The following is a 26,566-nucleotide window of genomic DNA, read 5'->3' as shown; positions in this document are numbered from 1 at the left end:
CACGGCTATCAGGCGCTCGACGGTGTCTCCTCCAACTCCGTTGCCTTGGTGCCGATGGTCATCGCATTGCCGCGCCAGTCGACGGCGCCGCCGAGCCAACCGCGTGCCCACATGGCCGGCAGGATCAGGTCGCGCACCATGATCGCCGCGACGATGCGCGACGACAGGTACCAGCCCTTGGACCAGGCCAGGGCACATTCCGGAAGGTAGAAGGCGGCCAGCACGGCGATGGCCGTCAGCGGCAGGCTGAAGCCGGCGCTTGCCGCCGCAACCAGCGCAAGCAGCAGCGGCACCACCGCGCCAGTCAGGATTTCAGGCGCGAAGAAAAGCGGGAAGGTGACGCGGCGCAGGCGCGCCCAGCGGGCCTGGCGCGACCAGATTTCGCCGAGCTTACGCCGGCCGAGCGGCTGCTCGAAAGGCGCGGCAACGAGATTGACGCGCAGGCCAAGCCCGTTCACCAGCTTGGTCGCGGCGGCGTCCTCGGCAATCTCGGCCGCCAGCGCGCGAATGCCGCCATTGGCATCCAGCATGGGCTTGTTCCACAGCATGCTCTTGCCCTGGGCAAAGCCAAGGCCGAGCGCCTCGCCGGCGTACTGCCAGCGCGCCTGCAGCGTGTTGAGAAAGGCGCATTCGACCTCCGCCCAGAAGCCATCGGGCCGCGAACCGATCGGCGTCGAGCAGACGAGGCCGGTATCCGGCCGCCATGCCGCCATCAAATGCTGAATGTAGTCCCTCGGCATCAGCACGTTGGAATCGGCAAGAATGACCCAGTTGTGGCGCGCCGCTTCCCAGCCCTTGACGCAATTGTTGAGCTTGGGATTGGCGCTGATGCGGTCATCGCCGATCAACAGGCGGGCTGGCACTTTGGGAAAGCGCGCCATGGCGGCACGGATCAGCGTGACCACCGGATCGTCGGCATGGGCGACGCAGAAGATCAGTTCATAGCGCGGCCAGTCGAGCGAGAAGGCGCGCTCCAGTGTCTCGTGCGTGAACGGCTCGACGCCACGCGATGGTACGACAATCGACACCGGCAGCGATCTGCCGGCTGGCGGTGCGATCGTGGTGCGCCGTTTCAGCTGTGAGGTGGCAAGCGCAATGCTGGCGGCGTTTGAAAGGATGAGTGCGGTCGAGAGCGAGGCGGCTATGAGAGTGAGTTCCATCGAGATCTGGTCACTCCAGAAAAGACGGCCCGCGTGACGGCCGTTTCAACAGGTCGGCAGAGCGCCGAGTCGCCCGTGCGCGCACACCACCATTGTCATGTGTCACTTAAATGACATTCTTTGCCGCCACCTGCCTTTCAGGGTCACGCGCGACAAGACGCGCACGTTGACCTGCTCGCTGGGAGCGTCGAAAGGTACCGGATTGTTTTGGAGCCGCTCATGTACCGCGCCGTCACGCGCAACATCGAAGTGCAGGTCAGGCCGTTCTATCTCGAGGATCGTTCTGACCCTTCGGAGAACCGCTACGTCTGGGGCTATCAGATAACGATCGACAACCAGTCGGACGAGTTCGTGCAGCTTCTGTCGCGCTATTGGCACATCACCGACGGAGCGGGCCGGGTCGAGGAGGTGCGCGGGCCAGGCGTTGTCGGGGACCAGCCCGAACTCAACCCCGGCGACAGCTATCAGTACACGTCAGGCTGCCCGCTCTCGACGCCGTCAGGGATCATGGTCGGGCACTACACGATGCGCAACAAACGCGGCGAGACGTTCGACATCGCCATCCCGGCCTTCTCGCTCGACCTGCCGGGGACAAAGCGGACCGTGAACTAGACCTCGGCGATTGGCGAGGTCCGCTGCGATGGCGTCACTGTATGGGGAGAAATGTGCGGCAGGGCAATGAGGGCGGCGGCTCGTGAGAACATACAAGCGCTGCGTGGATCCGCGCGATCACTGCCGAGGGCCGCGCTGCCCCTCATCCGCCCTTCGGGCACCTTCTCCCCGTGAACGGGAAGAAGGCCGGTACTTCACTTCTCAGCCGCGAATTCCGCCGGGTCGAAGTCATATTGCTTCGAGCAGAATTCGCAGGCGACATGGATGCCGCCGTCCTCGGTGCTGTCCTTGATCTCCTGCGCGGAGAAGCCCTCGAGGATGCCGCGGATCTTGTCCCTGGAGCATGAGCACTGGTCGGCGACGGGGACGCCGCCGAAGACGCGCACGCCATGCTCGTGGAACAGCCTGTAAAGCAGCCGCTCGGCGCCGATCGTGGGATCGATCAGTTCCGTCGGTTCGATGGTGCCGAGCAGCGCCAGCAATTCCTGCCAGGAATTGTCGGTGGGATCATGCATCTCCTCGCGCGGATCGCCATCACCGCCAGGCAGGTCCGGAACGCGCATGCGCTCGGACGCCTGCGGCAGGAACTGCGCCAGGATGCCGCCGGCACGCCAGTGCTCGCGCACGCCGCCGACGCCGGGCATCAGCAGCTTGGCCACCGAGAGCCTGATGTCGGTCGGAATCTGTTCCGACTGACGGAAATAGGTGCGCGCCGCGTCTTCCAGCGTTTCGCCGTCGAGCTGGACGATGCCCTGATAGCGTTGCGTATGGGCGCCCTGGTCGATGGTCAGCGCCAGCACACCGCTGCCAAGCAGCGTCTGCTGGGACGTCTCGCCTGCCGCGACCAGTGCCTCGAGCCGATCCGCATCGAAGCGCGCGTAGGCGCGCAGCGCCGAGGGCGTGGAAAAATCCGCCACCAGCATGTCGACCGGCCCGTCGGTGCGCGTCTGCAGGATGAATTTGCCCTCGAACTTGAGCGAGGTGCCAAGCAGCACCGTGAGCACACAGGCTTCCGCGAGCAGGCGGGCAACCGGCTCGGGATAGTCATGGCGTCCGAGGATGGCGTCGAGCATCGGCCCGAGTTGCACGGTGCGGCCGCGTACGTCGAGCGGACCGACCTCGAAAGGCACGACATGGTCGTCGCCAGCGTAGCCGAACTCGCCGAGTTTGGGGTGATGTTCAGTCACTTGATGGGTTTCCAACATGACAAAGCTCCAGGGCGCGGCCATGCGGCCCCGGTGGGCACATGCGTCCAAACGCGCTTGATTTGCGTGATGCGGCGCAGATAGGGATCGCGCCCCCGCGGATCAAGCGCCCAGACCAGCGCCATGACACTTCAAGCACCAAGACACTTCAAGCACCAAGACACCAGGCGAGCACGGCCTTCTGGGCATGGAGCCGGTTCTCGGCCTCATCGAAGACCACCGAATGCGGGCCGTCCATGACCTCGTCGGTCACCTCCTCGCCGCGATGCGCCGGCAGGCAATGCATGAACAGCGCATCAGGCTTTGCCTTGGCCATGAGCGCCGCATTGACCTGATAGGGCAGGAAGACGTTGTGGCCGCGTGCACGATGCTCCTGGCCCATCGACACCCAGCTGTCGGTGACCACGCAATCCGCCTGGTCGACGGCTTCTTCGGCCGAGCGGGCGAAGCTGATCCTGCCGCCATTGGCCTTTGACCAGTCGACATATCTTTCGAACGGATCGCTGCCCTCGGGCACTGCGACGTTCAGGTTGAAGCGGAAACGCGCCGACGCTTCGAGCAGCGAATGCAGCACATTGTTACCGTCGCCGGTCCAGGCGATGGTCTTGCCGGCAACCGGACCGCGATGCTCCTCGAAGGTCATGATATCGGCCATCAGCTGGCAGGGATGGGTGTCGTCGGTCAGGCCGTTGATCACCGGAACAGTGGCACTCTCGGTCAGCTCCAGCAGCCGCTCATGCGAGGTGGTGCGGATCATGATGGCATCGACATAGCGCGACAGCACCTTGGCGGTGTCGGCGATGGTCTCGGAGCGGCCGAGCTGCATCTCGGTGCCGGTCAGCATGATCGTCTCGCCGCCAAGCTGGCGCATGCCGACATCGAAGGAGACGCGCGTGCGCGTCGACGGCTTGTCGAAGATCATGGCCAGCACCTTGCCTTCGAGCGGCTTGGATCGCTCGCCCGCCTTGAGGCGCGCCTTGCGCGCCACCGCGTCCGTCAGCATGAAGCGCAGGTCGCCTTCGGAAACGGCGGAAAGGTCGGTGAAGTGGCGAACTGACATCAGCAATGGTTCCGGGATTACTTCGCGGCGGCCACGGCAATGGCATCCGCCAGGCCTTTGGCACCAGCGCGGATGCGGTTGAGCGCGTCGTGGATCTCGGCGTCTGTGACGGTAAGCGGCGGCAGCAGGCGGATGACGTTGTCGCCGGCCGGAACCGCCAGCAAATGCTGGTCGCGCAGCGCCATGTTCACCTTGGTGTTGGGCATCGCGCATTTGAGGCCAAGCATCAGGCCGGTGCCCCTGATGCCTTCGATGACATCGGGAAACTCATCGGCGACCGCGGCAAGTCCCTGCTTCATCAGCAGCGCCTTGCGCTGGACGTCCTCGAGGAAGCCGTCTTCCAGCACGACGTCGAGCACAGCATTGCCGACCGCCATGGCCAGGGGGTTGCCGCCGAAGGTCGTGCCGTGCACGCCAGCGGTCATGCCAACAACCGCCTCGTCGGTGGCAAGGCAGGCACCCATCGGGAAGCCGCCGCCAATGCCCTTGGCGATCGCCATGATGTCGGGGGTGACGCCTGACCATTCATGCGCGAACAGTTTGCCGGTGCGGCCAATGCCGCACTGAACCTCATCATAGATCAACAGCAGCCCATGCTGGTCGCAAAGCTGACGCAGCCGCTTCTGTGATTGCACCGGCATCGGACGAATGCCGCCCTCGCCTTGCACCGGCTCGATCAGGATCGCGGCGGTCTCAGGCGTAATCGCCTTTTCGGCGGCATCGATGTCGTCGAAGCCGACCTGGTCGAAGCCTTCGACCTTGGGTCCGAACCCTTCGAGATATTTGTACTGGCCGCCCGCCGCGATGGTCGCCAGCGTGCGGCCATGGAAGGCGCCTTCGAAGGTGATGATGCGGAAGCGCTCGGGATGGCCCTTGACGAAGTGGTAGCGTCGCGCCGTCTTGATGGCGCATTCCAGTGCCTCGGCGCCGGAGTTGGTGAAGAACACCTTGTCGGCGAAGGTGGCATCGGCCAGCCGCTCGCCAAGCCGGCTCTGCTCCGGAATCTCGTAGAGATTGGAGACGTGCCAGAGTTTTGCCGCCTGCTCGGTGAGGGCTGCGACCAGACGCGGGTGGCCGTGGCCCAGCGAATTGACTGCTATGCCGCCAGCGAAATCGAGATATCGCTCGCCCTTGTCCGTAACCAACCAGGTGCCTTCCCCGTGGTCGAAAGCCAGGGGTGCGCGAGAAAAGGTCTCGAAAAGCGCCGAACCGCTCATTATATGCGTCTCCGGTACCGGAAAATCAAAAAAGCCGCCAAAGCGGCGGCCTTTGCGGCTTATCGGGTTTTTCGGCCATGAAGTCAACGAAAACGTCGCGTAGTGGCACGCGGCAAGCCCCCTGACGAGATGCCGGCTCATAAGCGACCGGGCAAGTTGGGGAAAACCGAAAAAACCGATTCGTGTTGCACTTGGGACTCTTGTCACCGAGTCAGCGCATAAGGTAATTGTAGTCGAGAAATAACTAGATTTCGTGTGGCGGACCTAATCACCAGATATATGTGGTGTCTGCCCCAGCAGTGGTGCTGGGTCGGGAATGGATTCTGATTGCCGCACGCTTAGCAGGAGCGCGGTCTCATGAACTGGACTGACGAGCGGGTCGAACTTCTCAGAAAACTGTGGTCGGAGGGTCTGAGCGCAAGCCAGATTGCTGCCCAGCTTGGAGGGGTCAGCCGCAATGCGGTCATCGGCAAGGTGCACCGGCTGAAGCTCTCGGGCCGCGGTCGCGCAACAGCGACGCCGGCGCGCCAGAAGAAGGCGACGCAGGGCTCGACCGTCCAGAAGTCGGTGGCGCGCGCCGCAAGCACGGCACGCCACGTCACGACATCGATCGGCGCGACAGCCCTTCAGACGCAATTCGACGCCGAACCGGTGGCGCGGCACTACATCCGCCCGGTCGAGAATGTCGTGATACCGATCTCACGGCATCTGCAACTCGTCGAACTGACCGAGCGCACCTGCAAATGGCCGAATGGCGATCCGCTCTCGGAGGACTTCAACTTCTGCGGCAACGAGGCCGCCGAAACCGGTCCCTATTGCAAATACCACGCACGCGTTGCGTTCCAGCCGGCGGCGGAGCGGCGGCGGAATCGTTAAGCGGAGTGAGTAGTGAGTAGTGAGTAGTGAGTAGTGAAGGAATAGGCGACGAGCCGATCAACCACCACTGACTACTGACTACTGACTTCCTCACAGCCACCCATTCTTGCGAAACCGCCAGTAGAGAACCGCGCAGATCAGCGCGATGACGGTGAGCACGATCGGATAGCCATATTCCATCTTCAGTTCCGGCATGTCGGTGAAGTTCATGCCGTAGATGCCGGCGAATGCGGTCGGCACCGCCAGGATGGCCGCCCATGAGGCGAGTTTCTTGGAGATCGCCGTTTCCTGGCTCTGACCCACCAGAAGACTGGCCTCGAAGGCGAACGCCAACACCTCGCGCAAACTGTCGATCTTTTCCTGGACGGTGCGGATGTGATCGGTCACGTCGCGGAACAGCGGGTGCATGGCGGAATGGATCTGCGGCAGATCGGAGCTGGTCAGCCGGCGGCAGACCTCGACCAGCGGCAGCGCCGCATTGCGCAGGCGCAACAGATCGCGGCGCAGCATATAGAGGCGTTCAATGTCGGGACCGGACATTGGCTTGAGCAGAACCTTGTCCTCGATCGCTTCGACCTCGTCCTCGATCTGCTCGAGCACGGGCATGTAGTTGTCGACAATGAAATCGAGTATGGCGTAGAGGACGAAATCCTCGCCCTTGGCCAGCGAATGCGGGCAGCTTTCCCAATGCTGGCGAACGGCGGCATAGGACGTCGAAGGGCCATGCCTGACACTGACGATGTAGCCTGAGCCGACGAACAGATGCGTCTCTCCGAAGGTAACCCGTCCGTCGATCAGCTGCGCGGTGCGGGCAACTATGAAAAGCGCATCGCCATATTGCTCGAGCTTGGGCCGCTGATGCGGATGCTCGGCATCCTCGATCGCCAGCTCATGCAGATGGAATTGAGCCTTGACGCGCAGCAAGAGGTCGCGATCGGGTTCGAGCAGTCCGATCCAGACGACGTGTCCGGATTTCCTGGCCCATTCGCCGGCTTCCTCGATCGGGATGTCGGCGATACGGCGCCCAGCCGTATAGACACTGGAGGCGATGATGCCTGATGTCGGCGGCGCGGACTTGAACTCCCGGACGTATTCCATCGCCACCTCCTGAGAGCAGACCCTTCAAGGCCCGAGGAGCTTAACGCCGGAATAGTTTAGCGCAATATGATCAAGCGTTCGAGAGGAAGAGCAGTCACTTTACCGGTAACGCCCCGGAAAGGCTGATCTTGTCCGTCTTGTCGCCCTTGGGCCGTTCGGCCGGCATCTGATCGCCCGTCACGATGTAGTAGATCGTCTCGGCGATGTTGGTGGCGTGGTCGCCGATGCGCTCGATGTTCTTGGCGCAGAACAGGAGATGCGTGCAAGGCGTGATGTTGCGTGGATCTTCCATCATGTAGGTGAGCAATTCACGAAACAGCGACGTGTACATGGCGTCGATCTGGTCGTCACGGTCGCGCACGAAGCCGATCTTGTCGACCGAGCGCGAGGCGTAGACATCGAGAACTTCCTTGAGCTGGGTCAGCGCCAAGTTGGCCAGGGCCTCGAGGCCACGGAACAGGCTGTTCGGCTGGCGGCCATCGGTGACGGCAACGACCCGCTTGGCGACGTTCTTGCCTAGGTCGCCGACCCGCTCGAGATCGGCGGAAATGCGGATGGCGCCGACGATCTCGCGCAGGTCCGTCGCCATAGGCTGGCGCTTGGCGATGATGATGATCGCCTTGTCGTCGATCTCGCGTTGCCCTTCGTCCAATACCATGTCGTCGCGGATCACCTTCTGGGCCAATCCCGGATCGGCATTGACCAGAGCGGCGACCGCCTGCTCGACCATCCGCTCGGCATGGCCGCCCATCGCCGCGATACGCTTCGACAGATATTTCAGCTCCTCGTCATAGGCGCTCATTATGTGCACGGACTGCATGGACGAAATGCCTTCCCACGGGGTGTTTTGATTTTGAGTCGTTTCCTCGAATCCCCGCTGATACGCTAGCGGGATGACAGAAAAAAGAAATGCTCTTGTGGAAAACTAGGGCGGTTTAGGCCGTCGGCAAATGGACCGAGAAAGCAGCGCCCTTGCCGACTTCGGACTTGATCGTCAGCCTGGCGTTATGACGCGTCAGGATATGCTTGACGATGGACAGGCCGAGGCCCGTGCCTTTCTGGGTCCGGCTCGTCTCGACATCGATGCGATAGAAACGCTCGGTGATGCGCGGGATGTGCTCCTCGGGAATGCCGGGGCCAAAATCCCTGATGGTCACGTCGATGCCAGGCTCGGCCCCGTCGCTGTGCGCGATCGACACCACCACGCGGCCGCCCGACTGGCCATATTTACAGGCGTTTTCCAGAAGGTTTTCAAAGACCTGGAACAACTCGTCGCGATCACCCGGCACATTGAGGGGGCCCGCGGCGAAATCACGCTCGATGGCGACGCTGGTTTCCCGGGCAAGCGGACCAAGCGAATCGATGACGCTGTCGACGGTCTGGCGCAGGTCGACTTCGGTCCCCGGCTTCAGATAAGGCTTCATCTCCAGCCGCGACAGCGACAAGAGGTCGTCGATCAGGCGCGCCATGCGGCCGGTCTGGTTCTGCATGATCTGCAGGAATTGCTCGCGGGCCGCCGGATCGTTGCGGGCGGGTCCGCGCAGCGTTTCGATGAAGCCGGCGATCGAGGCGAGCGGGGTGCGCAATTCGTGGCTGGCATTGGCGATGAAGTCGGCGCGCATGCGATCGATGCGTCGCGCCTCGCTCTGATCCTTGAACACCAGCACATAGAGGTCGGTGCCGTGCCCGACCGAGGACGCGCTGACCCGGTAAGCCCGTTCGACCGGCAGCTTCTCGGTATAGTCGACGACATCCGAGGCGATCGTGCCCGACAGCACGCTGTCGAGCAGGGTCTGCATTTCCGGCGCACGGAATTTCAGCGGCAGCGACAGGCCCGGCGCGATGCCGCCAAAGGCGGCAAAGGCGGCGGCATTGGCATGGACGATGGTGGCGGCCTGATCGAAGATGATCAGCGGGTCGGCGACGGCCGCCGCCAGATATTCGCCTGACAGGCGCTGCAGGCCGATCGCCTCGATCGCAGCGGCATTCTCTTCGGACTGGCGCATGCCCGCTGCCGGCAGGATCGCGGCCGCGAGCAACAGCAGCAGCGCCGGCACCAGCACATAGGCGGAAAGACCGGCGAAGGCAAAGGCGATCAGAACCGCCACGACACCCGCAGCAAGCAGCCAGCGGCCGTTCCACAGCCGGATCGCCATGGTTCGCGTCATACCTTTCTGCTCCGCCTCCAGGTCAGTCATTCGCTCGCACGCCCGCGTCCCATGCCTTCCCACCGGCCGGTGGCGGAAACTTCCGCCGGACCGCTCCCGCGCATGATCCCGAAAATCGGGAATCGATTTTCGGAGAGGATCATGTGCAAAATCAAAAGTGCTACAGCGTGTTTTGCCCGTCCAAACGGACGCGCGGCGCTGTGGTGGCTCCCAATAGCATGAGTCCGGATGGTTAAAAGGGTTCGTCTCGATGAAAAAAGCCAAGGAAGATTCCGCCGCGCCGACTTCAGGTCCGCTGAAAATCAGGATCGGGGGCGAGGAGCGGGAGTTCGATATCGAGAATCCCGAGCTTCCGGCCTGGGTTGAGGACAACAAGCTGACCGCGGGCGGCTACCCCTATGCCAAGAAGATGAAAAGCGACGAGTATGACCAGACGCTCGAGAACTTGCAGATCGAACTGGTCAAGGCGCAGGCATGGCTGCAGGCGACCGGCAAGCGGGTGATGGCGCTGTTCGAGGGCCGTGACGCTGCCGGCAAGGGCGGCACGATCTTCGTGGTGCGCCAATACCTCAACCCGCGCACGGCGCGCAACGTGGCGCTGACCAAGCCAACCCCGACCGAGCTGGGGCAATGGTACTACCAGCGTTATGTCGCCCACTTCCCGACATCGGGCGAATTCGTCACCTTCGACCGTTCCTGGTATAACCGCGCCGGCGTCGAGCCGGTCATGGGGTTCTGCACGCCCGAACAGCACGAGAAGTTTCTCGACGAGACACCGCATTTCGAACGGATGATTGTCAATGACGACATCCACTTCTTCAAGTTCTGGCTGAATATCGGTCGGGAAACGCAGCTCGAGCGTTTTCACGATCGCCGCTATAGTCCGTTGAAGAACTGGAAGTTCTCGCCGATCGACATTGCCGGCATCACCAAATGGGACGATTACACCAAGGCGCGCGACACCATGTTAGAGCGTACCCACAAGGAATTCGCGCCATGGATCATCGTGCGCGCCAACGACAAGCGCCGCGCGCGGCTGGCGGTAATGCGGCGCATCCTTCTGTCCCTGCCCTATGAGGGGCGTGATCTCGATGTCGTCGGCAAGGAAGACAAGAAGATCATCGGCGAAGGACCGTCATTCCTTGGAAAACAGGACTGACGCTTCCGCGCCGCGCGGATATTTGTCTGCGCGGCGCAATTTCCTGGCGCGATCGCTCAAGCCGCGAGCCGGGCGATGCGCTGCAGGCGCCGCAGCGTGGCGTCATCCTGCAGCGCCTGCTGGAACAGCGATATCTCCTGGTCGATGCGATCGCACAGCGCGTTGGTGTTGCCCTTGAGCAGGCCGCGCGTCTGCAGCAAGGCAGCCACCGGCTTCTTGGCGAGTTGCCTTGCCCGTCCAAGCACCGCCTGCTCCACGCCGTCAGGCACGATCTCGGCGACGAGGCCAAGCGCCCTGGCGTCCTCGGCATGAAGCGTGTCGCCGAGGCAGAAGAAGCGGAACGCGCCGGCATAGCCAAGCTTCTGTGGCGCCAGGATGCTGGTCGCCGCATCCGGCACAAGGCCGAAATCGACGAACGGCACGCGGAATGTGCTGTCACCCGAGGCGATCACCATGTCGCAATGGAACAGGATGGTGCAGCCGACGCCGACGGCGTCGCCGTCGACGCAGGCCAGGATGGGCTTGGGAAACGTCGCCAGCGTGCGGAACATGTCGGTGACGGCGGCGATCAGCTTCTGATGCTTGGTAGCGTCGAGGAATTCGGAAAAGTCGCCGCCGAGGCAGAAGCAGCCTGCCAGGCCACGCAGCACGACGACACGCACCTCGTCATTGTCGGCGGCTTCGTGGAACGTCCTGGCGAGGCTTTCATAGGCCCTTCTGTCGAGCACGGGCCGGCCGTCATTCGACGACACGGTGACGATCAGCGTGTGGTTGCGCAGTTCAGGTTGCGGGTGCAGGTCCATGGCCGTTTCCGATCTCATGACGCCCTCCTTTGCCCGAACATGTCAGGATATCCCCTGGCAAGAACCGGGGCATGATGGTTGCGGCGCGAGCGCACCACGTTCAGCGTGTGCTCATTGAAGGTGAGCAGCGTCGCCACGACCTGCTGATTGCCATAGGTGCGCTGATAGCCCAGCGGCGTCGCCAGGAAATGCAGTTGCAACGCGCGCAAGACCCACATCGGCTCGAACTCGATGATCACCTTGTCGACGCCGCGCTTCAACCCCCATTCGACGAATCCGGCTATCAATTCGGTGCCGATGGTCGAAACGCCGCGACGGCCATCGCGGAATCCAGGAGCCACCGCATAACGGGTCAACTCCCAGATGTCGGGACCCGATGGCGGCGTTCCTTCGGAAAGATCGGTCAAAACCGAGGTCAGCAGATGCGGCCGCGTGGTCGGCAACATCCGCTGATAGCCCGCGACTTCGTTGCCAATGATGACGATCTGATGCACCGCCTCGTCATGATCGAACTGATCGACCTCGAACCCGTCCGGGCGCCGCAGGTCCTCCCACCCCATCTCCTCGACAAATATCTTGTAGCGCAGGCGATGGACGGCCTCCCAAAGGTCCGGACGTTCCATCAACTCGTGGGTTGTAAGACAAAAAAGCATCTGCCGTCTCCTGTGTTCAGAGGATGATACGGCCGTGCTTCAACAAGAAAATTGCGTGATCACGTAGGCGGGAAGTTCTAGGTCGGCACGGCCGACCTAGCTAATGTAGCCGCGTCTTATCGCTTCGGCGACAGCTTGAACTCTGTTGACGGCACCGAGTTTGCTTTTGGCGTTAAGAAGATGTTTCTCCGACGTGTGTTCGGAGATGCCGAGGATTTGCGAAATCTCCCACTCGGACTTGCCGACGGCGGCCCATTGCAGGCATTCGCGCTCGCGCGGCGTCAATTCGATGTGGTCGATGGTCTTGCCGGCCATGGTGTGGAGTTGCATGGCGCGGCCAACGGCATAGGTCGAGACCAATGACACCAGGCCGAACTGTGCCTCCGACAGTTCCACGGCCTCGCCGCCCAGCGATACCATGACGATCTGGCCATCGAGCGTAATCAGCGGGAAGGCCAGCCCATCGCGCAGCTTGAAAGCTCCGGCGTCGCCCATCACTTCGCCGCTGCTCTTGTCGATGCGAATGTCCTGGGCCGCTTCCCGCCATTGGAACGGCGCCTGCAGCTGCTTCATGTGGCTGACCACGGGATCGTGATCGACATAGTTGCGCGCCACATAGCGCTCCAGCCATTCAACGGGCCAGTCGCACAGCAGCACATGCTGCTTTTGCTGCCCGGTCGGCGTACCTGGCTGCGGAACGGTTCCGGCCATCAGCGCGGTCAGACCGAAATCCGACGTTATGCCTAACAGCTTTTCGCAAACCGCCGCCGCCGTTCCGGCATGCTGCAGTTGGTCTATGTATTCCAGCGTCCGATCGAACTGACCCATCGCAACATCAACCCCATGTTGCCTCATGCATTGGGACCGATGGTGTGTGCCTTATCCGCACTTCGCCACCGACCGTGGATTGCAAAGCGCTGTTTTCCGGTTGTGGTTCTCGACCCTGGTCCCCCACCAGGGCAGCCACTGCTGTTTGCAAACACGCCAAATCATAACCTGAAATCGGCGCGTTGAAATCAAAAAGCATTGTGCCTGTATCATTTTCGTACCAAAACCGGCGCGAGACGAGTGCGGCGGAGTTCTATCGTGGCGTTCCAATGGAGGTTCCTGGTCCTGGCATGGATGCTGACCGCAGCGCTGCCATTGGGCCTCGGGGCTGTCGGCGCGCGCGCGGCTGAGCCGCAGGTGCCGGTGTTGTGGGACGCCAAGGAACGCTTGCCCAAGCCGGACCTTTCCGCCCTGCCACGGTTGCGGTTCCTGACGACCACGGATTTTCCGCCCTTCAATTTCCTCGACGGCGCGGGAAAACTGTCCGGGTTCCACATCGACCTGGCGCGCGCCATCTGCGCGGAACTCGGCATCGTCGACAAATGCCAGATCCAGGCATTGCCCTGGGGCGAGCTCGAAGGGGCGCTCGAGAAAGGCGAAGGCGAAGCGATCATCGCCGGCATCGCCGCGACACCGGAATCGCGATCGAAATACGCCTTCTCGCGGTCCTATCTGCAGTTTCCGGCACGCTTCATCACGCCGAAGACCAAGGCCCTCTCGGAACCGGTCTTCGACAAGCTGCGCAGCAAACGTGTCGGCGTGCTCGCAGGCTCGGCGCATGAACGGATGCTGCGCGACTATTTCGATACCGTTCAGATCGTTCCGTTCGACAAGCCCGAAGACCTCTACAACGATCTCAAGGCGGCCAAGATCGACGTCGCCTTCGGCGACGGCATGCGCTTCGCCTTCTGGCTGGGCGGTTCGGACGCAGCCGGTTGCTGCCGCTTTGCCGGCGGCCCCTATCTGGCTCCCGAATATCTGGGCACGGGGATGTCCATCGCCACCCGGGTTGACAATCCGGCGCTGGCGGCAGCGCTCGATTACGCGCTGCAGGAGATTTCGATGAAAGGCACCTTCGCCGAATTCTACCTGCGCTATTTCCCGGTCAGCTTTTTCTGATCCGGTCCCGGTCAGCTTCTTCTGATCCGTGATGCTTGCCGTCAGGTGAGCGTTCGCAGCCTTGCCTTGGCCGCCCGGGCGATTGCCGCGACGGTCAGCGTATCGAGATCGAGCTCACGACGGATCAGCTGCAGCACCCGCACCTCTTCCATCCGCATTTCGAGATCGATGGCGGCGACTTCGAAAGCAGCGGCGTAAGCCGTGTCGCGAAGGCGCTCCGGCAAGGCCTCGCCAATTTGGGCCAGGACACCCTCCAGACCACCCTTTTCATGCAACAGCTTCTGACAAGTCTGGGCGACGGAAACCAGCCGGTCCTGATTGAAGTCCTCGAACACCGGCCATGAGCGGGTAACATCGCCGATCCTGGCCAGTTCGACGTCGGTCATGTCACGATCGGAGGCCGAGGTGATGACCATCAGGTAGATCAGGGCCTCATGCGGGGTCGGCGATGGCATTCTTTGCTCCTTGAACGGGCTCCGAAGGTAGGAATGGAGGCCAAGGGCCGCAAGGAAAAAGCGCCGCAATCGTTGACGCTCCGGCCACGCGCGCCTAGAGACCGGTTTGAAAACCCCTTGCTCCGGCCCGTCGTCTTCGAATTTGTCTGGGCCGGCAATAACTGGAAAACAGGACCATGGCGGGATCAAACATCATCGATCTCAATCCCGAACTGCTGGCGGCGGCGGCCGAGAGCAAGGCGTGGCCGTTCGAGGAAGCCAAAAAGATCATCGAGCGCTATAAAGGCGCCGACTTTCCCGAAACGATCCTGTTCGAGACCGGCTATGGCCCGTCCGGCCTGCCGCATATCGGCACGTTCGGCGAAGTGGCGCGCACCTCGATGGTGCGCCATGCCTTCCGCGTGCTGACGCAGGACAAGGTCGCCACCAAGCTGCTCTGCTTTTCCGACGACATGGACGGCATGCGCAAGATACCCGACAACGTGCCGGATCGCGCAGCGCTGGAGCCGTACCTGCACAAGCCGCTGTCTTCGGTGCCGAATCCGTTCGGCGGCGACTATGCGAGCTTCGCCGACCACAACAACGTGATGCTGTGCCGCTTCCTGGACACGTTCGGCTTCGATTACGAATTCGCCAGCGCGTCGCAATACTACAAGGCCGGCCGCTTCGACGCGATGCTGCTGCGCGCCGCCGAACGCTATGACCAGATCATGGCCGTGATGCTGCCGACGCTCGGGCCGGAGCGGCAGGCGACCTACAGTCCGTTCCTGCCGATTTCACCGAAGAGCGGCCGCGTGTTGTACGTGCCCATGAAGCATGTCGACGCCAAGGCCGGCACCATCACCTTCGACGATGAAGGCACCGAAACCACGCTTTCGATCACCGGCGGCAGGGTGAAGCTGCAGTGGAAGCCGGATTTCGGCATGCGCTGGGCAGCGCTCGGCGTCGATTTCGAGATGTTCGGCAAGGACCACCAGACCAATGCCGTGGTCTATGACCGCATCTGCAACATACTGGGAGGACGGGCGCCCGAGCATTTCGTCTATGAATTGTTCCTGGACGAGAACGGCCAGAAGATATCGAAGTCCAAGGGCAACGGCCTGACCATCGACGAGTGGCTGACCTATGCGCCGACCGAGAGCCTTGGGCTCTACATGTACCAGCGGCCGCGGCAGGCGAAGAAGCTCTATTTCGACGTCATTCCGAGGGCGGTGGACGAATATTACACCTTCCTGGCCGCCTATCGGCGGCAGGACTGGAAGGAACGGCTGGGCAATCCGGTCTGGCACATGCATGACGGCAACCCGCCCGCCATCGAAATGCCGGTGCCGTTCTCGCTGCTGCTCAACCTGGTCAGCGCCTCCAATGCCCAGAGCAAGGGCGTGCTGTGGGGTTTCATCTCGCGCCATGTGCCGGGCGTGACGCCGGCGACCCATCCCGAACTCGACAGGCTGACGGGTTATGCGATCCGCTACTTCGACGATTTCGTGAAGCCGACGAAGACTTTTCGCGCCGCCGACGATGTCGAGCGCGAGGCGCTGGAGGCCCTGGAAGCGGCACTTGGCGCGCTGCCGGCGGACGCCAGCGGCGAAGCGATCCAAAACGCCTCGCTCAACGTTGCGCGCAAGATCGAACGCTATCAGGATCACTCCAAGCAGAGCCCGGAAGGCGGCCCCGGCGTTTCGGGTGCCTTCTTCCAGATGATCTACCAGGTACTCATCGGCCAGGAACGCGGCCCGCGCTTCGGGTCGTTCGCCGCGCTCTACGGCGTCGCCGAGACCCGCGCGCTCATTCAGAAGGCGTTGGCTGGCCAGCTGGTTTGAGGACCCCACCGTCCTCTTCCAGGATCGAGCCCGGCGCCTGAGGCGCCGGGGCCGACGCGGCGGGCTCCGCCGGCATGCCGGCAAGGTTCGGCGCCGATCCGAAGATACCCTTCCTCTTGCTGCGCGCCTTTTCGCCGGCATCGACATAGGGTCCGCCTTTTGCGGCGCGCGCCCAGCCGTTTTCGACCAGCCATTGACCGACATCCTGCTTGCCGATCCGGCATTCCGCCGCGATCCGGTCGCGTCCGCCTTCAGGCGGCACCAGGCAAACCACAGCGCGGCCGCGCAGGAAGGCGCGGAACGCCGTGCGGGCACGGATGCCGCACGGCCAGGATTTGCCGTCGCTGGTGCAAGTCTCGTCCTGCTGGACCACATCGATACCGGAAACCGCGACTGAATAGCCTTTCGCCTCGATCAGCCCGGCGGCCGGCGCGACCGGCTGGAACAGCTTCGTGCCGTTCCAGTCGTCAGGCATCTTCGGCTTGGGCGGCATGGCGAGCGCCAGCTTGCTCAAGGGCTGGCGCGGCTCGACCCGCTCAAGCTCTCCGGTCGGCAGTTCCGGCGGCGCGACAATTTCGGGGTCGATCGCCCGCGAATGCGCCGCCGGCTTTGGCGGCTGAGCGGCGGCGGTGGGCGCGGGAATGGCTGATGTCGCCGGTTCCTCAGGCATTGTGTCCGTGCTGGTCTCAGAGATCGTGTCGGCGCCAGGATCGATCCGATCCACTGTGACCGCGCTTTCGCCGCCTTTCAGCTTATGGCCGCCGGCAACGACCAGGGCCGCCATCACCGGGACCATAAGAACCGCCAAAGCGAGATGAGGGAGCCGCACCAGTCCGGCCTACTGACTTGCCCAGACAATCCGCGCCACCCACTCGACATCGCGCATGGGAATGTCGCGGTCCGGGTGATCGGGATTGAGGGAGACCAATGAAATCGACTTGACGGTCTGGCGCTCGAGCACCTTGGCCATCACCTCGCCGGCCGTGGTCTTGACGACGACGCGATCGCCCTTGCGGGTGGCCGCGCCTGGCTCGACGATGAGGACGTCGCCGTTGCGGTAGAGCGGCAGCATGGAATCGCCCTGCACCTGCAGCGCATAGGAGCTTTCGGTCGACTGCGCCGGCAGTTCGACCAGATCCCAGCCCTGCCCCGCTGGAAAGCCGGCATCGTCGAAGAAGCCGCCGGCGCCGGCCTGGGCGAAACCAAGCAACGGCACGGAGCGCCTGCGCGTGGGCGCGGCGGCAATGCGGCCTTCGATCAGTCCGGTGAATTCGTCGAGCGAAGCACCTGTCGCCTCGATGATCTTGGCGAGCGACTCGGTCGAAGGCCAGCGCGGCCGGCCATCGGAGGACAGACGTTTAGACTTGTTGAAGGCCGTCGAATCGAGCCCGGCGCGCCTTGCCAGGCCCGAAGCCGAAAGCGAATAGCGCTCGGCAAGAGCATCGATGGCGGCCCAGACGCGGTCGTGCGAGAGCATGTCGTGCTCTCCTTCCAGACAGGAAAAAATGCCTTTTCCTTCTAGTCCGCGAACACCGGTTTGTCCACCGATGGCGCCGGCGGGTAGTGTCTCAGTTTGAAATCCGGCGGCCTTGACGCCGCTGTCGCGCCAGCCTGCGACCTCCTATATGCTTACCGGAAAACAGGGAGGATAAGACCATGCCATTATACCTAACCCGGTTCAGCTACACGCCGGCCACCTGGGCTAAGCTCATCAAGAACCCAGAGGACCGCCGAGAGGCGGCGAAGCAGTACATTGAATCGGTTGGCGGAAAACTGCACGGCTTCTGGTACGCCTTTGGCGAGCACGACGGATATAACTTGTGGGAGGCTCCCGACAACGTGTCGATGGCGGCCACGGCGCTCGCGATCGGCTCTGGCGGAGCGCTGAGTTCCATCCAGACGACCGTCCTCCTGACCGTGGAGGATACGCTTGCAGCACTGCAAAAGGCATCGTCGATTAAATATCGACCGCCTGGAGAACAAGCCTAGTGGTGAAAATCTGACGCTTGGTACCCGGCATCGAACAGCCGGAGGCGACGTTGGAGCTGACCTTCAAGCATATAGCGGAATAGAGGAACAGCGGTATTTTGACTGATTGAAATCGCCTTAGGGGATGATCATGGCTCTGGATGTCATTGGCGCGGGCATGGGTCGCACTGGCACATATTCGCTGAAGCTCGCGTTGGAGCATCTTGGGTTCGGGCCGTGTCATCACATGGCTGATGTCCACGCCAATCCCGAGCAGAAGGCGCTGTGGCGCGCCGCTGGCCAGGGACAACTTCCGAGTTGGGATGCCGCGTATGCCGGCTATCTATCCGCGGTCGATTGGCCAACGGCGCATTTTTGGCGCGAACTGAGTGATCACTGCCCTGATGCAAAGGTTATTCTGACAGTTCGTGAGCCAGAAGCCTGGTATGACAGCGTGGCGCAAACGATAGGGTTCACGATGGATGCTGCTACCAATGATCCACAGTCCTTTGGTGTGGCGGTGATTGGAAACAGTGTCTTTGGCGGTCGATTTGATGACCGTGATCACGCAATCGCTGTCTATGAAGCACATAACGCTACCGTGAAATCAACGTTGCCGCCTGAACGCCTTCTCACTTATCAAGTCTCTGAAGGGTGGGGGCCGCTTTGTGCCTTTCTCGGTGTACAGTTGCCTTCCCAACCGTTTCCACGCACCAATTCGACTGCCGAATTTCGTGCTCGCATAGGGCGCTGAACGGCGGCTTGCCACCCAATCGGCTCCTTTGCCACGGGTACCGTCAGATTTTCACCACTAGATGCCAACCGGACCTTAAGGCCAGAAGCGCCCCGCCGACGTGATCGGCAATTTCAAACTGAGACACTACCCGCCAGCGCGCCGAACCTTGCCGCCGGCCGTGGAAATTGGCTTGCGGTGATCAATTGGCCGCCTTGGCGAGGCCGCGCAGACCCTGATGCGAAGTCATGAAAATCCGTTCCGCCTGCGTCGGCGGTCGCGGGTCCGCGGCGCGGCCGAGCGCCGCGACAACCTCTTCGATGTCGAGGAAGCGGCGAGCCTTGCGGTCGTAGACGCCGGCGGTCGTCAGGATCAAGGCGGCCGTCTCGCCATTGTCGAGGACGAAACGGTGCTTGCCGATGACCTGGCTGCCCTCCCAGGTCTCGATCGAAGACACCACTTCGAAGCGGCGCCACAGCCTGATCTCGCGCGCGTAGACCGCCTGCAGGCCGCCCATCATCGGCGCCCAGCCGTTCTTTCCCGCCAATCCGATCCGGCCGGCGCGGACGAACAAGTCAATGCGGCCAAGATCGGCCAGCATCATGTAACGCGCATTGTTGAGATGGACGTTGAAATCGATGTCGGTCGGCAGGCAGCGAAAGGCCAGCCGGCTTTCGCTACCCATGACATAGGGGCCACGACTGCGCGCCGTGGCCAGCATGCGCGCCATACGCGCCCAGACATACATCTCTCGTGTCAGGCGGCTTGCTTGACGTCGCCCTTGGCGTAGGGATCGAAGCGTTCGTAGAAGGTCTCGCCCTTCTCGGCCATATCGATCAGCAGCTTGGGCGCCTTGAACTCGGCGCCATACTTCTTCTGCAGACCCTTGGCGATCTTGACGAAGCGTTTGGCGCCGATGCCGTCGATATAGGACAGCGCACCGCCGGTGTAAGGCGCGAAGCCGAAGGCCAGGATCGAGCCGACATCGGCCTCGCGCGGATCGGTGACGATGCCCTCTTCCATCACGCGTGCCGCTTCCAGCGCGATGGTGACGAGCAGGCGCTCCTTCAGTTCCTCATAGTCGACCTTCTCCGGCTTCATCTGCGGATAGAGGTCCTTGAGACCTGGCCACAGCTTCTTCTTCGCGGGCTTGGCCGGATAGTCGTAGAAGCCCTTGCCATTCTTGCGGCCGAAGCGGCCATGATCGTCGACCATGGTGTTGATCAGCGCCATCTGCTTGGGGTCGACCGCCTTGTCGCCGAGGTCCCTGATGGTCTGCTTCATGATCTTCTGGGCAAGGTCGATAGCCGTCTCGTCGGTCAGCGCCAGCGGGCCCACCGGCATGCCGGCGGCCTTGGCGGCGTTCTCGATCATTGGTGCTGGCACGCCTTCGATCAGCATCTTGTAGGCTTCCGACATGTAGCGCAACACGCAGCGATTGACGTAGAAGCCACGCGTGTCGTTGACGACGATCGGCGTCTTCTTGATGGCGCGTACGAAATCGATCGCGGTCGCCAACGCCTTGTCGCCGGTCTTCTTGCCGAGAATGATCTCGACCAGCATCATCTTGTCGACCGGCGAGAAGAAGTGGATGCCGATGAAATTCTTCGGCCGTGCCGAATTCTTGGCCAGCGCGGTGATCGGGATGGTGGACGTGTTGGAGGCGAAGATCGCCGACGACTTCAGCACCGCTTCCGCCTGTTCCGTGGCCGCCTTCTTGACCGCCGAATCCTCGAACACGGCTTCCACCACCAGGTCGCAGCCCGCGAGGTCGGCATAGTCTGCGGTGGGCTTGATCAGCGACAAGAGCTTGTCCCTCTCTTCCGGCTTGGCGCGCCCCTTTTTCACCTGATCCGAAACCAGGCTCTCGGAATGCGCCTTGCCCTTCTCAGCCGACTCCATGTCGCGGTCGAGCAGCACCACCGGGATGCCGGCCTTGGCGGTGACATAGGCGATGCCGGCGCCCATGAAGCCGGCGCCGAGGACGCCGATCTTCTTGAATTTGGTTTCCGGCACGCCGGCCGGGCGACGCGCGCCCTTGTTCAGTTCCTGCAGAGAGACGAACAGCGAGCGGATCATCGCCGCCGCTTCCTTGGTCTGCATGATCTCGGTGAAATAGCGCTGTTCGATCCGCAAGGCGGTGTCGAACGGCACCAGCAGGCCCTCATAGACGCATTTCAGGATCGCGGCGGCGGCCGGATAATTGCCATAGGTCTCGCGACGCAGAATGGCGATGGCCGGCGGCCACAGATTGAATCCGGCGGGCGAATAGATCTGGCCACCGGGCAGCTTGAAGCCCTTCTCGTCCCACGGCGCCACCGGCTTAAGACCGTTCCTGATCATCGCCTTGGCCACCTCGACCAGCTTGGCCGGTTCTGCGATCTCATGGATCAGGCCCATCGATTTGGCTTTCTGCGGCGACAGGTTCTGGCCGGAGGTCAGCATCTGCAACGCCTGCTGCTGATCGGTCAGCCGCGGCACGCGCTGGGTGCCACCGGCACCGGGGAAGATGCCGATCTTCACTTCGGGAAGCGCCATCCTGACCTTGTCGGAATCAGCGGCGACGCGACCATGGCAAGCGAGCGACATCTCGAAGGCGCCGCCCATGCAGGTGCCGTTGATCGCCGAAACCCAAGGCTTGCCGGAGGTTTCCAGCTTGCGGAACAGGCCGGTCATGTAGCCGGCATTTTCGAACAGCGCCTTGGTGGCCTTTTCGACATCCTTGCCCTTCTCGGCGGCGAAGGTGGTCAGCATCTTCTGCAGCATGGTTATGTCGGCGCCGCCGGAGAAAGTGTCCTTGCCGGAGGTGATCACCGCGCCCTTGATGGCGGCATCGCCCGCCACCTTGTCGATGATGGCGTTCAACTCGCGCATCACCTCTTCGGTGAAGACGTTCATCGAGCGGTCCGGCATGTTCCAGGTGACCAGCGCAATGCCGTCGGCGTCGATATCGAGGGTGAAATTAATGTAGCTCATTGTTCTCTCCCCGTCAGACGCGTTCAATGATCGTTGCGGTGCCCATGCCGGCACCGATGCACAGCGTGACCAGCGCGGTATTCAGGTCGCGGCGCTCGAGTTCGTCCAGCACGGTGCCGAAGATCATGGCACCAGTGGCGCCGAGCGGATGGCCCATGGCGATGGCGCCGCCATTGACGTTGATCCTGTCGTGATCGATGTCAAATGCCTGCATGTAGCGCAGCACCACCGAGGCGAAGGCCTCGTTGAGCTCGAACAGGTCGATGTCGGACAGCTTCATCTTGGCGCGCTTCAACAGCTTCTCGGTGACGTCGACCGGGCCGGTCAGCATCAGCACCGGCTCCGAACCGATATTGGCGAAGGTGCGGATACGCGCGCGCGGCTTGAGGCCCATCGCCTTGCCGGCCTTCTTGGAGCCGAGCAGCACGGCCGCCGCGCCGTCGACGATGCCGGACGAGTTGCCGGCATGGTGGACATGGTTGACCTCTTCCACTTCCGGATGCTTCTGCACGGCGACGGCATCGAAGCCGCCCATTTCGCCGGGCATGACGAAGGACGGGTTGAGCGAGGCCAGCGACTGCATGTCGGTCGAAGGCCGCATGTGCTCGTCATGGTCGAGAATGGTCAGGCCGTTCTGGTCCTTGATCGGGATGACCGAGTTCTTGAAGCGGCCGTCCGCCCAGGATTTGGCGGCGCGCTTCTGGCTCTCGACCGCATAGGCGTCGACGTCGTCGCGGCTGAAGCCGTATTTGGTGGCGATCAGGTCGGCCGAGATGCCTTGCGGCACGAACCAGCCGGGCAGGCCGACCGAAGGGTCCATGAACCATGCGCCGCCGGAGGCGCCCATACCGACGCGCGACATGGATTCGACGCCGCCGGCAATGACGATCTCGTCAGCGCCTTGCGCGATCTTGGCGGCGCCGAAATTGATGGCGTCAAGCCCCGAGGCGCAGAAGCGCGAAATCTGCATGCCGGGCGCCTTGGTGTCGTAGCCGGCCTCGAAGGCGGCGGCGCGCGGAATGACCGAACCCGCCTCGCCGACCGGGTCGACGCAGCCGAAGATGATGTCGTCGACCGTGCCTGTGTCCAGCCCATTGCGGTCGCGCAGCGCTTCCAGCGTCTTGGCGGCAAGCCGCACCGCCGGCACCTCATGCAGCGATCCGTCCTTCTTGCCCTTGCCGCGCGGCGTGCGCACGGCGTCATAGACATAAGCGTCACTCATTCTCTTGCTCCTTGGGTTTATCGAACGGCTTCAGACTGATGCATGTCGATCTACTTCTGGGCGACATGCATCAGAGCGAGCGTCCGATCAGCAATTTCATGATCTCGTTGGTGCCGCCGTAGATGCGCTGGACGCGAGCGTCGCGGAACATTCGGGCGATCGGATATTCATTCATGTAGCCATAGCCACCGTGCAATTGAAGGCATTCGTCGACGACTTTTCCCTGCAGGTCGCTCAGCCAGTACTTGGCCATCGAGGCCGTCACCGGATCGAGGCCACTATTGATGTGGCGGGTCACGCAATCATTGTAGAAGACGCGGCCGATCGTGGCTTCGGTCTTGAGCTCGGCCAGCTTGAACTGGGTGTTCTGGAAGTCGATGATGGCCTTGCCGAAGGCCTTGCGCTCCTTGACGTAGTCGATGGTCAGCGCCAGCGCCCGCTCGATCATGGCGATCGCCCCGGTTCCGATCTGCAACCGCTCCTGCGGCAATTGCTGCATCAGCTGGATGAAACCCTGTCCCTCCTCGTGGCCGAGCAGATTTGAGGTCGGCACGCGCACGTCGTTGAAGAACAACTCCGACGTGTCGTTGGCCTTCAGCCCGATCTTGTCGAGGTTGCGACCGCGCTGGAAGCCCTCGACCTCGTCGGTCTCGACAACGATCAGCGACGTGCCCTTGGCGCCCTTTTCCGGGTCGGTCTTGGTGACGACGATGATGAAGTTGGCAAGCTGGCCGTTGGTGATAAAAGTCTTGGAGCCATTGATCCTGTATTGGTTGCCGTCCTTCTCGGCCCGCGTCTTGACGCCTTGCAGGTCGGAGCCGGCGCCCGGCTCGGTCATGGCGATGGCGCCGATCAACTCGCCGGTCGCCAGCTTCGGCAGCCACTTCTTCTTCTGCTCTTCCGAACCGTAGTGGAGGATGTAAGGGGCAACGATCGAATTGTGCAGGCCGATGCCGAAACCGTCGACGCCGACATGGCCGATCGCCTCGATGATGGCGCTCTCATGCGCGAAGGTGCCGCCGGAACCGCCATATTCCTCCGGCATCGAGGCGCAGAGCAGGCCGGCCGCCCCGGCCTTCAGCCAGCTTTCGCGGTCGACCATCTCATTCTTCTCGAACTCGTCGTAACGCGGCGCGATCTCCTCGGCCATGAAGCGGGAGGCCATGTCATAGAGCATGCCGACCTCGTCCGCCGCCCAGGCGGGTTTGGGGAGGTTCAGGATTTCCGCAGGGTTGGTCATACGATGATACTCCTCCCAGGCACATCAGGCACGCGCGACCCCTCCCGGCCCTTTGGGCCACCCTCCCCTCAAGGGGGAGGGGGACGCCAGCCATTTCTAGAACGCTTCCGCCGGGAGAGCCATCAGCGTATCCGCACCACTCGAAATACGGGCGAGATGCGCCGATGTTTCTGGCATGATCCGCTCCATGAAGAAACGCGCCGTCACGACCTTGTTGTCGTAAAAGGCCCCTTTATCTTCATGCAAAGATTGGGAACCATTGGCGCCCGTCTTGGCCTGTGCCGTCTTGGCCATCTGCGCCCACATGTAACCCAGCGCCACAAGGCCGAAGAGATGCATGTAGTCTGTCGAGGCGGCACCGGCATTGTCGGGCTTGGCCATCCCATTCTGCAGCAGCCACATGGTCGCCGCCTGCAGATCGTTGAGGCCCTTCTTCAACGCCTTGGTGAACGGCGCCATCTTCTCGTCGGCACGGTTTTCCTCGCAGAATTCGCCGACCTCCTTGAAGAAGGCCTGCACTGCGCGGCCGCCATTCAGGCCGAGCTTGCGGCCGACGAGGTCAAGCGCCTGGATGCCGTTGGCGCCTTCATAGATCATGGCGATACGGGCATCGCGCACGAACTGGCTCATGCCGTGCTCTTCGATATAGCCATGGCCGCCGAACACCTGCTGCGCCATGACGGCATGGTCGAAGCCCTTGTCGGTGAACACGCCCTTGACCACCGGCGTCATCAGGCCGGTGTAGTCCTCGGCGGCCTGCCGGTCCTTGTCGTCGGGAGACCGATGCGCGATGTCGGACTTGATCGCCGTCCACAGCGCCAGCGCTCGGCCGGCCTCGTTGAACGCCTTCATGGTCATCAGGCTGCGGCGGATATCGGGGTGAACGATGATCGGGTCAGCCTTCTTGTCCGGAGCCTTCGGCCCCGACAGCGAACGGCCCTGCAAACGGTCCTTGGCATAGGAAACGGCATTCTGATAGGCAACCTCGGAGATCGACAGCCCCTGCAGGGCGACACCGAGCCGCGCCTCGTTCATCATGGTGAACATGGCCTTCAGGCCGCCATTCACCTCGCCGAGTAGTGTGCCCTCAGCCTCGTCATAATTCATGACGCAGGTCGAATTGCCGTGGATGCCCATCTTCTCCTCGATCGAGCCGCAGGAGAGCGTGTTCCGTTCGCCCGGATTGCCCGATGCGTCGAGCTTGAGCTTCGGCACGATGAACAGCGAAATGCCCTTGACGCCTTCCGGCGCGCCCTCGATGCGGGCCAGCACCAGATGGACGATGTTGTCCGACATGTCGTGCTCGCCGGCCGAGATGAAGATCTTCTGACCAGAGAGCTTGTAGGTGCCGTCGCCATTCGGCGCTGCCTTGGTGCGCAGCAAACCAAGATCGGTGCCGCAATGCGGCTCGGTCAGGTTCATGGTTCCGGTCCACGCGCCCTCGACCAGCTTCGGCAACCACTTGGCCTTCTGCTCGTCAGTGCCATGGGTGATGATGGCGGCGATCGCGCCCTGCGTCAGTCCCGGATACATCATCAGCGCCATGTTGGCCGACACCATGTATTCGGAGACAGCCTGGTGCACCATGTAGGGCAGCCCCTGGCCGCCAAACTCGGCCGGTGCCGCGAGCCCCATCCAGCCACCTTCGCGATACTGGCCGAACGCTTCCTTGAAACCCTTGGGCGTCGTCACCGAGCCGTCGTCGTGACGCACGCAGCCTTCCATGTCGCCGACACGGTTGAGCGGATGCATGACGTTCTCGGCGAGCTTGGCGCCCTCGGCGAGGATCGCCTCCAGCACATCGGGCGTGGCGTCGGAAAATCCGGGAAGGTTCGAATAGCGCTGATAGCCCAGCACTTCGTTGAGTACGAACAGCGTATCCTGGACCGGAGCCCTGTATATCGGCATGCTTTTCTCCACCCTGCGGACCTGGTCCGGAAGCCCCGAAGTCATGTCAGGGCAGCATACGGACCCGTGTTGGAGCCGGGGATAGCAAAAATTGACGTTTGCGTAAACGTCAATTTTTTCGCTGCGACAAGATTTCCGCACTCTGAGAAGCAATGAGCCTGGCGGGGCGGTATGATGCCGGCCAGCGGCCAACATCTCGCGAGGTCAGGGTGCGGTCTGACAAGGAAACCAAATCTGACAAGGAAAACAAAAAAGCCGCGCGGCACGGCCACGCGGCTTTGAT

Annotated in this window: 25 protein-coding genes; 7 read left to right on the top strand and 18 right to left on the bottom strand. The window is 62.4% G+C overall.

Annotated features, from left to right (window positions below):
- Window positions 1–8 precede the first annotated feature (8 nt).
- Window positions 9–1,160, bottom strand: coding sequence for a ceramide glucosyltransferase (locus FJ930_RS22450; RefSeq protein ID WP_141840145.1), 1,152 nt, complete (start codon window positions 1,158–1,160; stop codon window positions 9–11).
- 219 nt (window positions 1,161–1,379) lie between these two features.
- Between FJ930_RS22450 and apaG the strand changes: the two genes are divergently transcribed.
- A complete protein-coding gene (gene apaG, locus FJ930_RS22445) occupies window positions 1,380–1,772 on the top strand; it encodes a Co2+/Mg2+ efflux protein ApaG (protein ID WP_140607669.1) in 393 nt (130 codons plus the stop codon).
- Window positions 1,773–1,966: 194 nt separating this feature from the next.
- Here apaG and FJ930_RS22440 read toward each other — a convergent pair whose 3' ends face one another.
- From FJ930_RS22440 to FJ930_RS22430, 3 genes are all read right to left on the bottom strand, one after another.
- Window positions 1,967–3,001 carry an Hsp33 family molecular chaperone gene (locus FJ930_RS22440; RefSeq protein WP_140744124.1) on the bottom strand — a complete coding sequence of 345 codons (1,035 nt, stop codon included), beginning with the start codon at window positions 2,999–3,001 and terminating at the stop codon, window positions 1,967–1,969.
- A gap of 124 nt (window positions 3,002–3,125) precedes the next feature.
- Entirely contained in the window at window positions 3,126–4,037 is a 912-nt protein-coding gene (gene argF, locus FJ930_RS22435) for an ornithine carbamoyltransferase (protein ID WP_140744126.1), read from the bottom strand.
- Between the two features lie 17 nt (window positions 4,038–4,054).
- Complete coding sequence (locus FJ930_RS22430) at window positions 4,055–5,254, bottom strand: aspartate aminotransferase family protein (protein ID WP_141840144.1); 1,200 nt, start codon at window positions 5,252–5,254, stop codon at window positions 4,055–4,057.
- Between the two features lie 357 nt (window positions 5,255–5,611).
- Between FJ930_RS22430 and FJ930_RS22425 the strand changes: the two genes are divergently transcribed.
- A complete protein-coding gene (locus FJ930_RS22425; protein WP_140744130.1) occupies window positions 5,612–6,130 on the top strand; it encodes a GcrA family cell cycle regulator in 519 nt (172 codons plus the stop codon).
- A 90-nt stretch (window positions 6,131–6,220) separates the two neighbouring features.
- Here FJ930_RS22425 and FJ930_RS22420 read toward each other — a convergent pair whose 3' ends face one another.
- The 3 genes from FJ930_RS22420 to FJ930_RS22410 form a co-directional block, all read right to left on the bottom strand.
- On the bottom strand, window positions 6,221–7,228 hold the full coding sequence (locus tag FJ930_RS22420; protein ID WP_140744132.1) for a magnesium and cobalt transport protein CorA: 1,008 nt from the start codon (window positions 7,226–7,228) through the stop codon (window positions 6,221–6,223).
- Between the two features lie 94 nt (window positions 7,229–7,322).
- A complete protein-coding gene (phoU, locus tag FJ930_RS22415; protein WP_140744134.1) occupies window positions 7,323–8,048 on the bottom strand; it encodes a phosphate signaling complex protein PhoU in 726 nt (241 codons plus the stop codon).
- 115 nt (window positions 8,049–8,163) lie between these two features.
- Window positions 8,164–9,426: an ATP-binding protein gene (locus FJ930_RS22410; RefSeq protein ID WP_140744136.1), complete on the bottom strand. Its 1,263-nt coding sequence runs from the start codon at window positions 9,424–9,426 to the stop codon at window positions 8,164–8,166.
- Between the two features lie 220 nt (window positions 9,427–9,646).
- On the opposite strand from FJ930_RS22410, the gene ppk2 reads away from it, so the two are divergent.
- A complete protein-coding gene (gene ppk2 / locus FJ930_RS22405; RefSeq protein WP_141840143.1) occupies window positions 9,647–10,555 on the top strand; it encodes a polyphosphate kinase 2 in 909 nt (302 codons plus the stop codon).
- Between the two features lie 56 nt (window positions 10,556–10,611).
- Here ppk2 and FJ930_RS22400 read toward each other — a convergent pair whose 3' ends face one another.
- The 3 genes from FJ930_RS22400 to FJ930_RS22390 form a co-directional block, all read right to left on the bottom strand.
- A complete protein-coding gene (locus FJ930_RS22400) occupies window positions 10,612–11,376 on the bottom strand; it encodes an enoyl-CoA hydratase-related protein (protein ID WP_246676992.1) in 765 nt (254 codons plus the stop codon).
- Window positions 11,373–12,011 (bottom strand): acyl-homoserine-lactone synthase, encoded by a 639-nt coding sequence (locus FJ930_RS22395; protein ID WP_141840142.1) that lies wholly within the window; start codon window positions 12,009–12,011, stop codon window positions 11,373–11,375. Before FJ930_RS22395 ends, FJ930_RS22400 begins: the two co-directional genes overlap by 4 nt.
- A gap of 96 nt (window positions 12,012–12,107) precedes the next feature.
- Window positions 12,108–12,839: a LuxR family transcriptional regulator gene (locus FJ930_RS22390; protein ID WP_140744140.1), complete on the bottom strand. Its 732-nt coding sequence runs from the start codon at window positions 12,837–12,839 to the stop codon at window positions 12,108–12,110.
- Window positions 12,840–13,133: 294 nt separating this feature from the next.
- On the opposite strand from FJ930_RS22390, the gene FJ930_RS22385 reads away from it, so the two are divergent.
- On the top strand, window positions 13,134–13,958 hold the full coding sequence (locus tag FJ930_RS22385) for a transporter substrate-binding domain-containing protein (RefSeq protein WP_141840183.1): 825 nt from the start codon (window positions 13,134–13,136) through the stop codon (window positions 13,956–13,958).
- 41 nt (window positions 13,959–13,999) lie between these two features.
- Here the strand turns inward: FJ930_RS22385 and FJ930_RS22380 are convergent, their stop codons facing one another.
- On the bottom strand, window positions 14,000–14,413 hold the full coding sequence (locus FJ930_RS22380; protein WP_141840141.1) for a tellurite resistance TerB family protein: 414 nt from the start codon (window positions 14,411–14,413) through the stop codon (window positions 14,000–14,002).
- Window positions 14,414–14,589: 176 nt separating this feature from the next.
- Between FJ930_RS22380 and FJ930_RS22375 the strand changes: the two genes are divergently transcribed.
- Complete coding sequence (locus FJ930_RS22375; protein ID WP_141840140.1) at window positions 14,590–16,236, top strand: lysine--tRNA ligase; 1,647 nt, start codon at window positions 14,590–14,592, stop codon at window positions 16,234–16,236.
- On the opposite strand, the gene FJ930_RS22370 is transcribed toward FJ930_RS22375, so the two are convergent.
- Both FJ930_RS22370 and FJ930_RS22365 read right to left on the bottom strand, forming a co-directional pair.
- A complete protein-coding gene (locus FJ930_RS22370) occupies window positions 16,202–17,065 on the bottom strand; it encodes a thermonuclease family protein (protein ID WP_348642205.1) in 864 nt (287 codons plus the stop codon). The genes FJ930_RS22375 and FJ930_RS22370 overlap by 35 nt on opposite strands.
- A gap of 9 nt (window positions 17,066–17,074) precedes the next feature.
- On the bottom strand, window positions 17,075–17,713 hold the full coding sequence (locus FJ930_RS22365) for a helix-turn-helix transcriptional regulator (protein WP_141840139.1): 639 nt from the start codon (window positions 17,711–17,713) through the stop codon (window positions 17,075–17,077).
- A 179-nt stretch (window positions 17,714–17,892) separates the two neighbouring features.
- Between FJ930_RS22365 and FJ930_RS22360 the strand changes: the two genes are divergently transcribed.
- Together FJ930_RS22360 and FJ930_RS22355 are read left to right on the top strand one after the other, a co-directional pair.
- The gene (locus FJ930_RS22360) at window positions 17,893–18,225 is read left to right on the top strand and encodes a GYD domain-containing protein (protein WP_140646725.1); all 333 of its coding nucleotides are present in this window, start codon (window positions 17,893–17,895) and stop codon (window positions 18,223–18,225) included.
- Between the two features lie 130 nt (window positions 18,226–18,355).
- Window positions 18,356–18,958, top strand: a complete 603-nt coding sequence (locus FJ930_RS22355; RefSeq protein WP_141840138.1) for a sulfotransferase family protein — start codon at window positions 18,356–18,358, stop codon at window positions 18,956–18,958.
- Window positions 18,959–19,139: 181 nt separating this feature from the next.
- On the opposite strand, the gene FJ930_RS22350 is transcribed toward FJ930_RS22355, so the two are convergent.
- The 5 genes from FJ930_RS22350 to FJ930_RS22330 form a co-directional block, all read right to left on the bottom strand.
- Window positions 19,140–19,685, bottom strand: coding sequence for a thioesterase family protein (locus FJ930_RS22350; protein ID WP_141840137.1), 546 nt, complete (start codon window positions 19,683–19,685; stop codon window positions 19,140–19,142).
- A gap of 8 nt (window positions 19,686–19,693) precedes the next feature.
- Window positions 19,694–21,913 (bottom strand): 3-hydroxyacyl-CoA dehydrogenase NAD-binding domain-containing protein, encoded by a 2,220-nt coding sequence (locus FJ930_RS22345; protein WP_141840136.1) that lies wholly within the window; start codon window positions 21,911–21,913, stop codon window positions 19,694–19,696.
- A gap of 13 nt (window positions 21,914–21,926) precedes the next feature.
- Complete coding sequence (locus FJ930_RS22340) at window positions 21,927–23,135, bottom strand: acetyl-CoA C-acetyltransferase (protein WP_140744148.1); 1,209 nt, start codon at window positions 23,133–23,135, stop codon at window positions 21,927–21,929.
- Window positions 23,136–23,205: 70 nt separating this feature from the next.
- Complete coding sequence (locus FJ930_RS22335; protein WP_141840135.1) at window positions 23,206–24,375, bottom strand: acyl-CoA dehydrogenase family protein; 1,170 nt, start codon at window positions 24,373–24,375, stop codon at window positions 23,206–23,208.
- A 96-nt stretch (window positions 24,376–24,471) separates the two neighbouring features.
- Window positions 24,472–26,283 (bottom strand): acyl-CoA dehydrogenase, encoded by a 1,812-nt coding sequence (locus tag FJ930_RS22330; protein ID WP_141840134.1) that lies wholly within the window; start codon window positions 26,281–26,283, stop codon window positions 24,472–24,474.
- Between the last annotated feature and the right edge of the window lie 283 nt (window positions 26,284–26,566).

The sequence above is a fragment of the Mesorhizobium sp. B2-4-15 genome (assembly GCF_006658505.1).
GTDB lineage: Bacteria > Pseudomonadota > Alphaproteobacteria > Rhizobiales > Rhizobiaceae > Mesorhizobium.
This window is presented reverse-complemented; position numbering and strand designations above follow the sequence as displayed.

Excerpts from the sequence above, each read along its gene's own strand:
- FJ930_RS22450 (WP_141840145.1), bottom strand. The coding sequence starts at position 1,160 with ATGGAACTCACTCTCATAGCCGCCTCGCTCTCGACCGCACTCATCCTT.
- apaG (WP_140607669.1), top strand. The coding sequence starts at position 1,380 with ATGTACCGCGCCGTCACGCGCAACATCGAAGTGCAGGTCAGGCCGTTC.
- FJ930_RS22440 (WP_140744124.1), bottom strand. The coding sequence starts at position 3,001 with ATGGCCGCGCCCTGGAGCTTTGTCATGTTGGAAACCCATCAAGTGACT.
- argF (WP_140744126.1), bottom strand. The coding sequence starts at position 4,037 with ATGTCAGTTCGCCACTTCACCGACCTTTCCGCCGTTTCCGAAGGCGAC.
- FJ930_RS22430 (WP_141840144.1), bottom strand. The coding sequence starts at position 5,254 with ATGAGCGGTTCGGCGCTTTTCGAGACCTTTTCTCGCGCACCCCTGGCT.
- FJ930_RS22425 (WP_140744130.1), top strand. The coding sequence starts at position 5,612 with ATGAACTGGACTGACGAGCGGGTCGAACTTCTCAGAAAACTGTGGTCG.
- FJ930_RS22420 (WP_140744132.1), bottom strand. The coding sequence starts at position 7,228 with ATGGAATACGTCCGGGAGTTCAAGTCCGCGCCGCCGACATCAGGCATC.
- phoU (WP_140744134.1), bottom strand. The coding sequence starts at position 8,048 with ATGCAGTCCGTGCACATAATGAGCGCCTATGACGAGGAGCTGAAATAT.
- FJ930_RS22410 (WP_140744136.1), bottom strand. The coding sequence starts at position 9,426 with ATGACTGACCTGGAGGCGGAGCAGAAAGGTATGACGCGAACCATGGCG.
- ppk2 (WP_141840143.1), top strand. The coding sequence starts at position 9,647 with ATGAAAAAAGCCAAGGAAGATTCCGCCGCGCCGACTTCAGGTCCGCTG.
- FJ930_RS22400 (WP_246676992.1), bottom strand. The coding sequence starts at position 11,376 with ATGAGATCGGAAACGGCCATGGACCTGCACCCGCAACCTGAACTGCGC.
- FJ930_RS22395 (WP_141840142.1), bottom strand. The coding sequence starts at position 12,011 with ATGCTTTTTTGTCTTACAACCCACGAGTTGATGGAACGTCCGGACCTT.
- FJ930_RS22390 (WP_140744140.1), bottom strand. The coding sequence starts at position 12,839 with ATGGGTCAGTTCGATCGGACGCTGGAATACATAGACCAACTGCAGCAT.
- FJ930_RS22385 (WP_141840183.1), top strand. The coding sequence starts at position 13,134 with ATGCTGACCGCAGCGCTGCCATTGGGCCTCGGGGCTGTCGGCGCGCGC.
- FJ930_RS22380 (WP_141840141.1), bottom strand. The coding sequence starts at position 14,413 with ATGCCATCGCCGACCCCGCATGAGGCCCTGATCTACCTGATGGTCATC.
- FJ930_RS22375 (WP_141840140.1), top strand. The coding sequence starts at position 14,590 with ATGGCGGGATCAAACATCATCGATCTCAATCCCGAACTGCTGGCGGCG.
- FJ930_RS22365 (WP_141840139.1), bottom strand. The coding sequence starts at position 17,713 with ATGCTCTCGCACGACCGCGTCTGGGCCGCCATCGATGCTCTTGCCGAG.
- FJ930_RS22360 (WP_140646725.1), top strand. The coding sequence starts at position 17,893 with ATGCCATTATACCTAACCCGGTTCAGCTACACGCCGGCCACCTGGGCT.
- FJ930_RS22355 (WP_141840138.1), top strand. The coding sequence starts at position 18,356 with ATGGCTCTGGATGTCATTGGCGCGGGCATGGGTCGCACTGGCACATAT.
- FJ930_RS22350 (WP_141840137.1), bottom strand. The coding sequence starts at position 19,685 with ATGTATGTCTGGGCGCGTATGGCGCGCATGCTGGCCACGGCGCGCAGT.
- FJ930_RS22345 (WP_141840136.1), bottom strand. The coding sequence starts at position 21,913 with ATGAGCTACATTAATTTCACCCTCGATATCGACGCCGACGGCATTGCG.
- FJ930_RS22340 (WP_140744148.1), bottom strand. The coding sequence starts at position 23,135 with ATGAGTGACGCTTATGTCTATGACGCCGTGCGCACGCCGCGCGGCAAG.
- FJ930_RS22335 (WP_141840135.1), bottom strand. The coding sequence starts at position 24,375 with ATGACCAACCCTGCGGAAATCCTGAACCTCCCCAAACCCGCCTGGGCG.
- FJ930_RS22330 (WP_141840134.1), bottom strand. The coding sequence starts at position 26,283 with ATGCCGATATACAGGGCTCCGGTCCAGGATACGCTGTTCGTACTCAAC.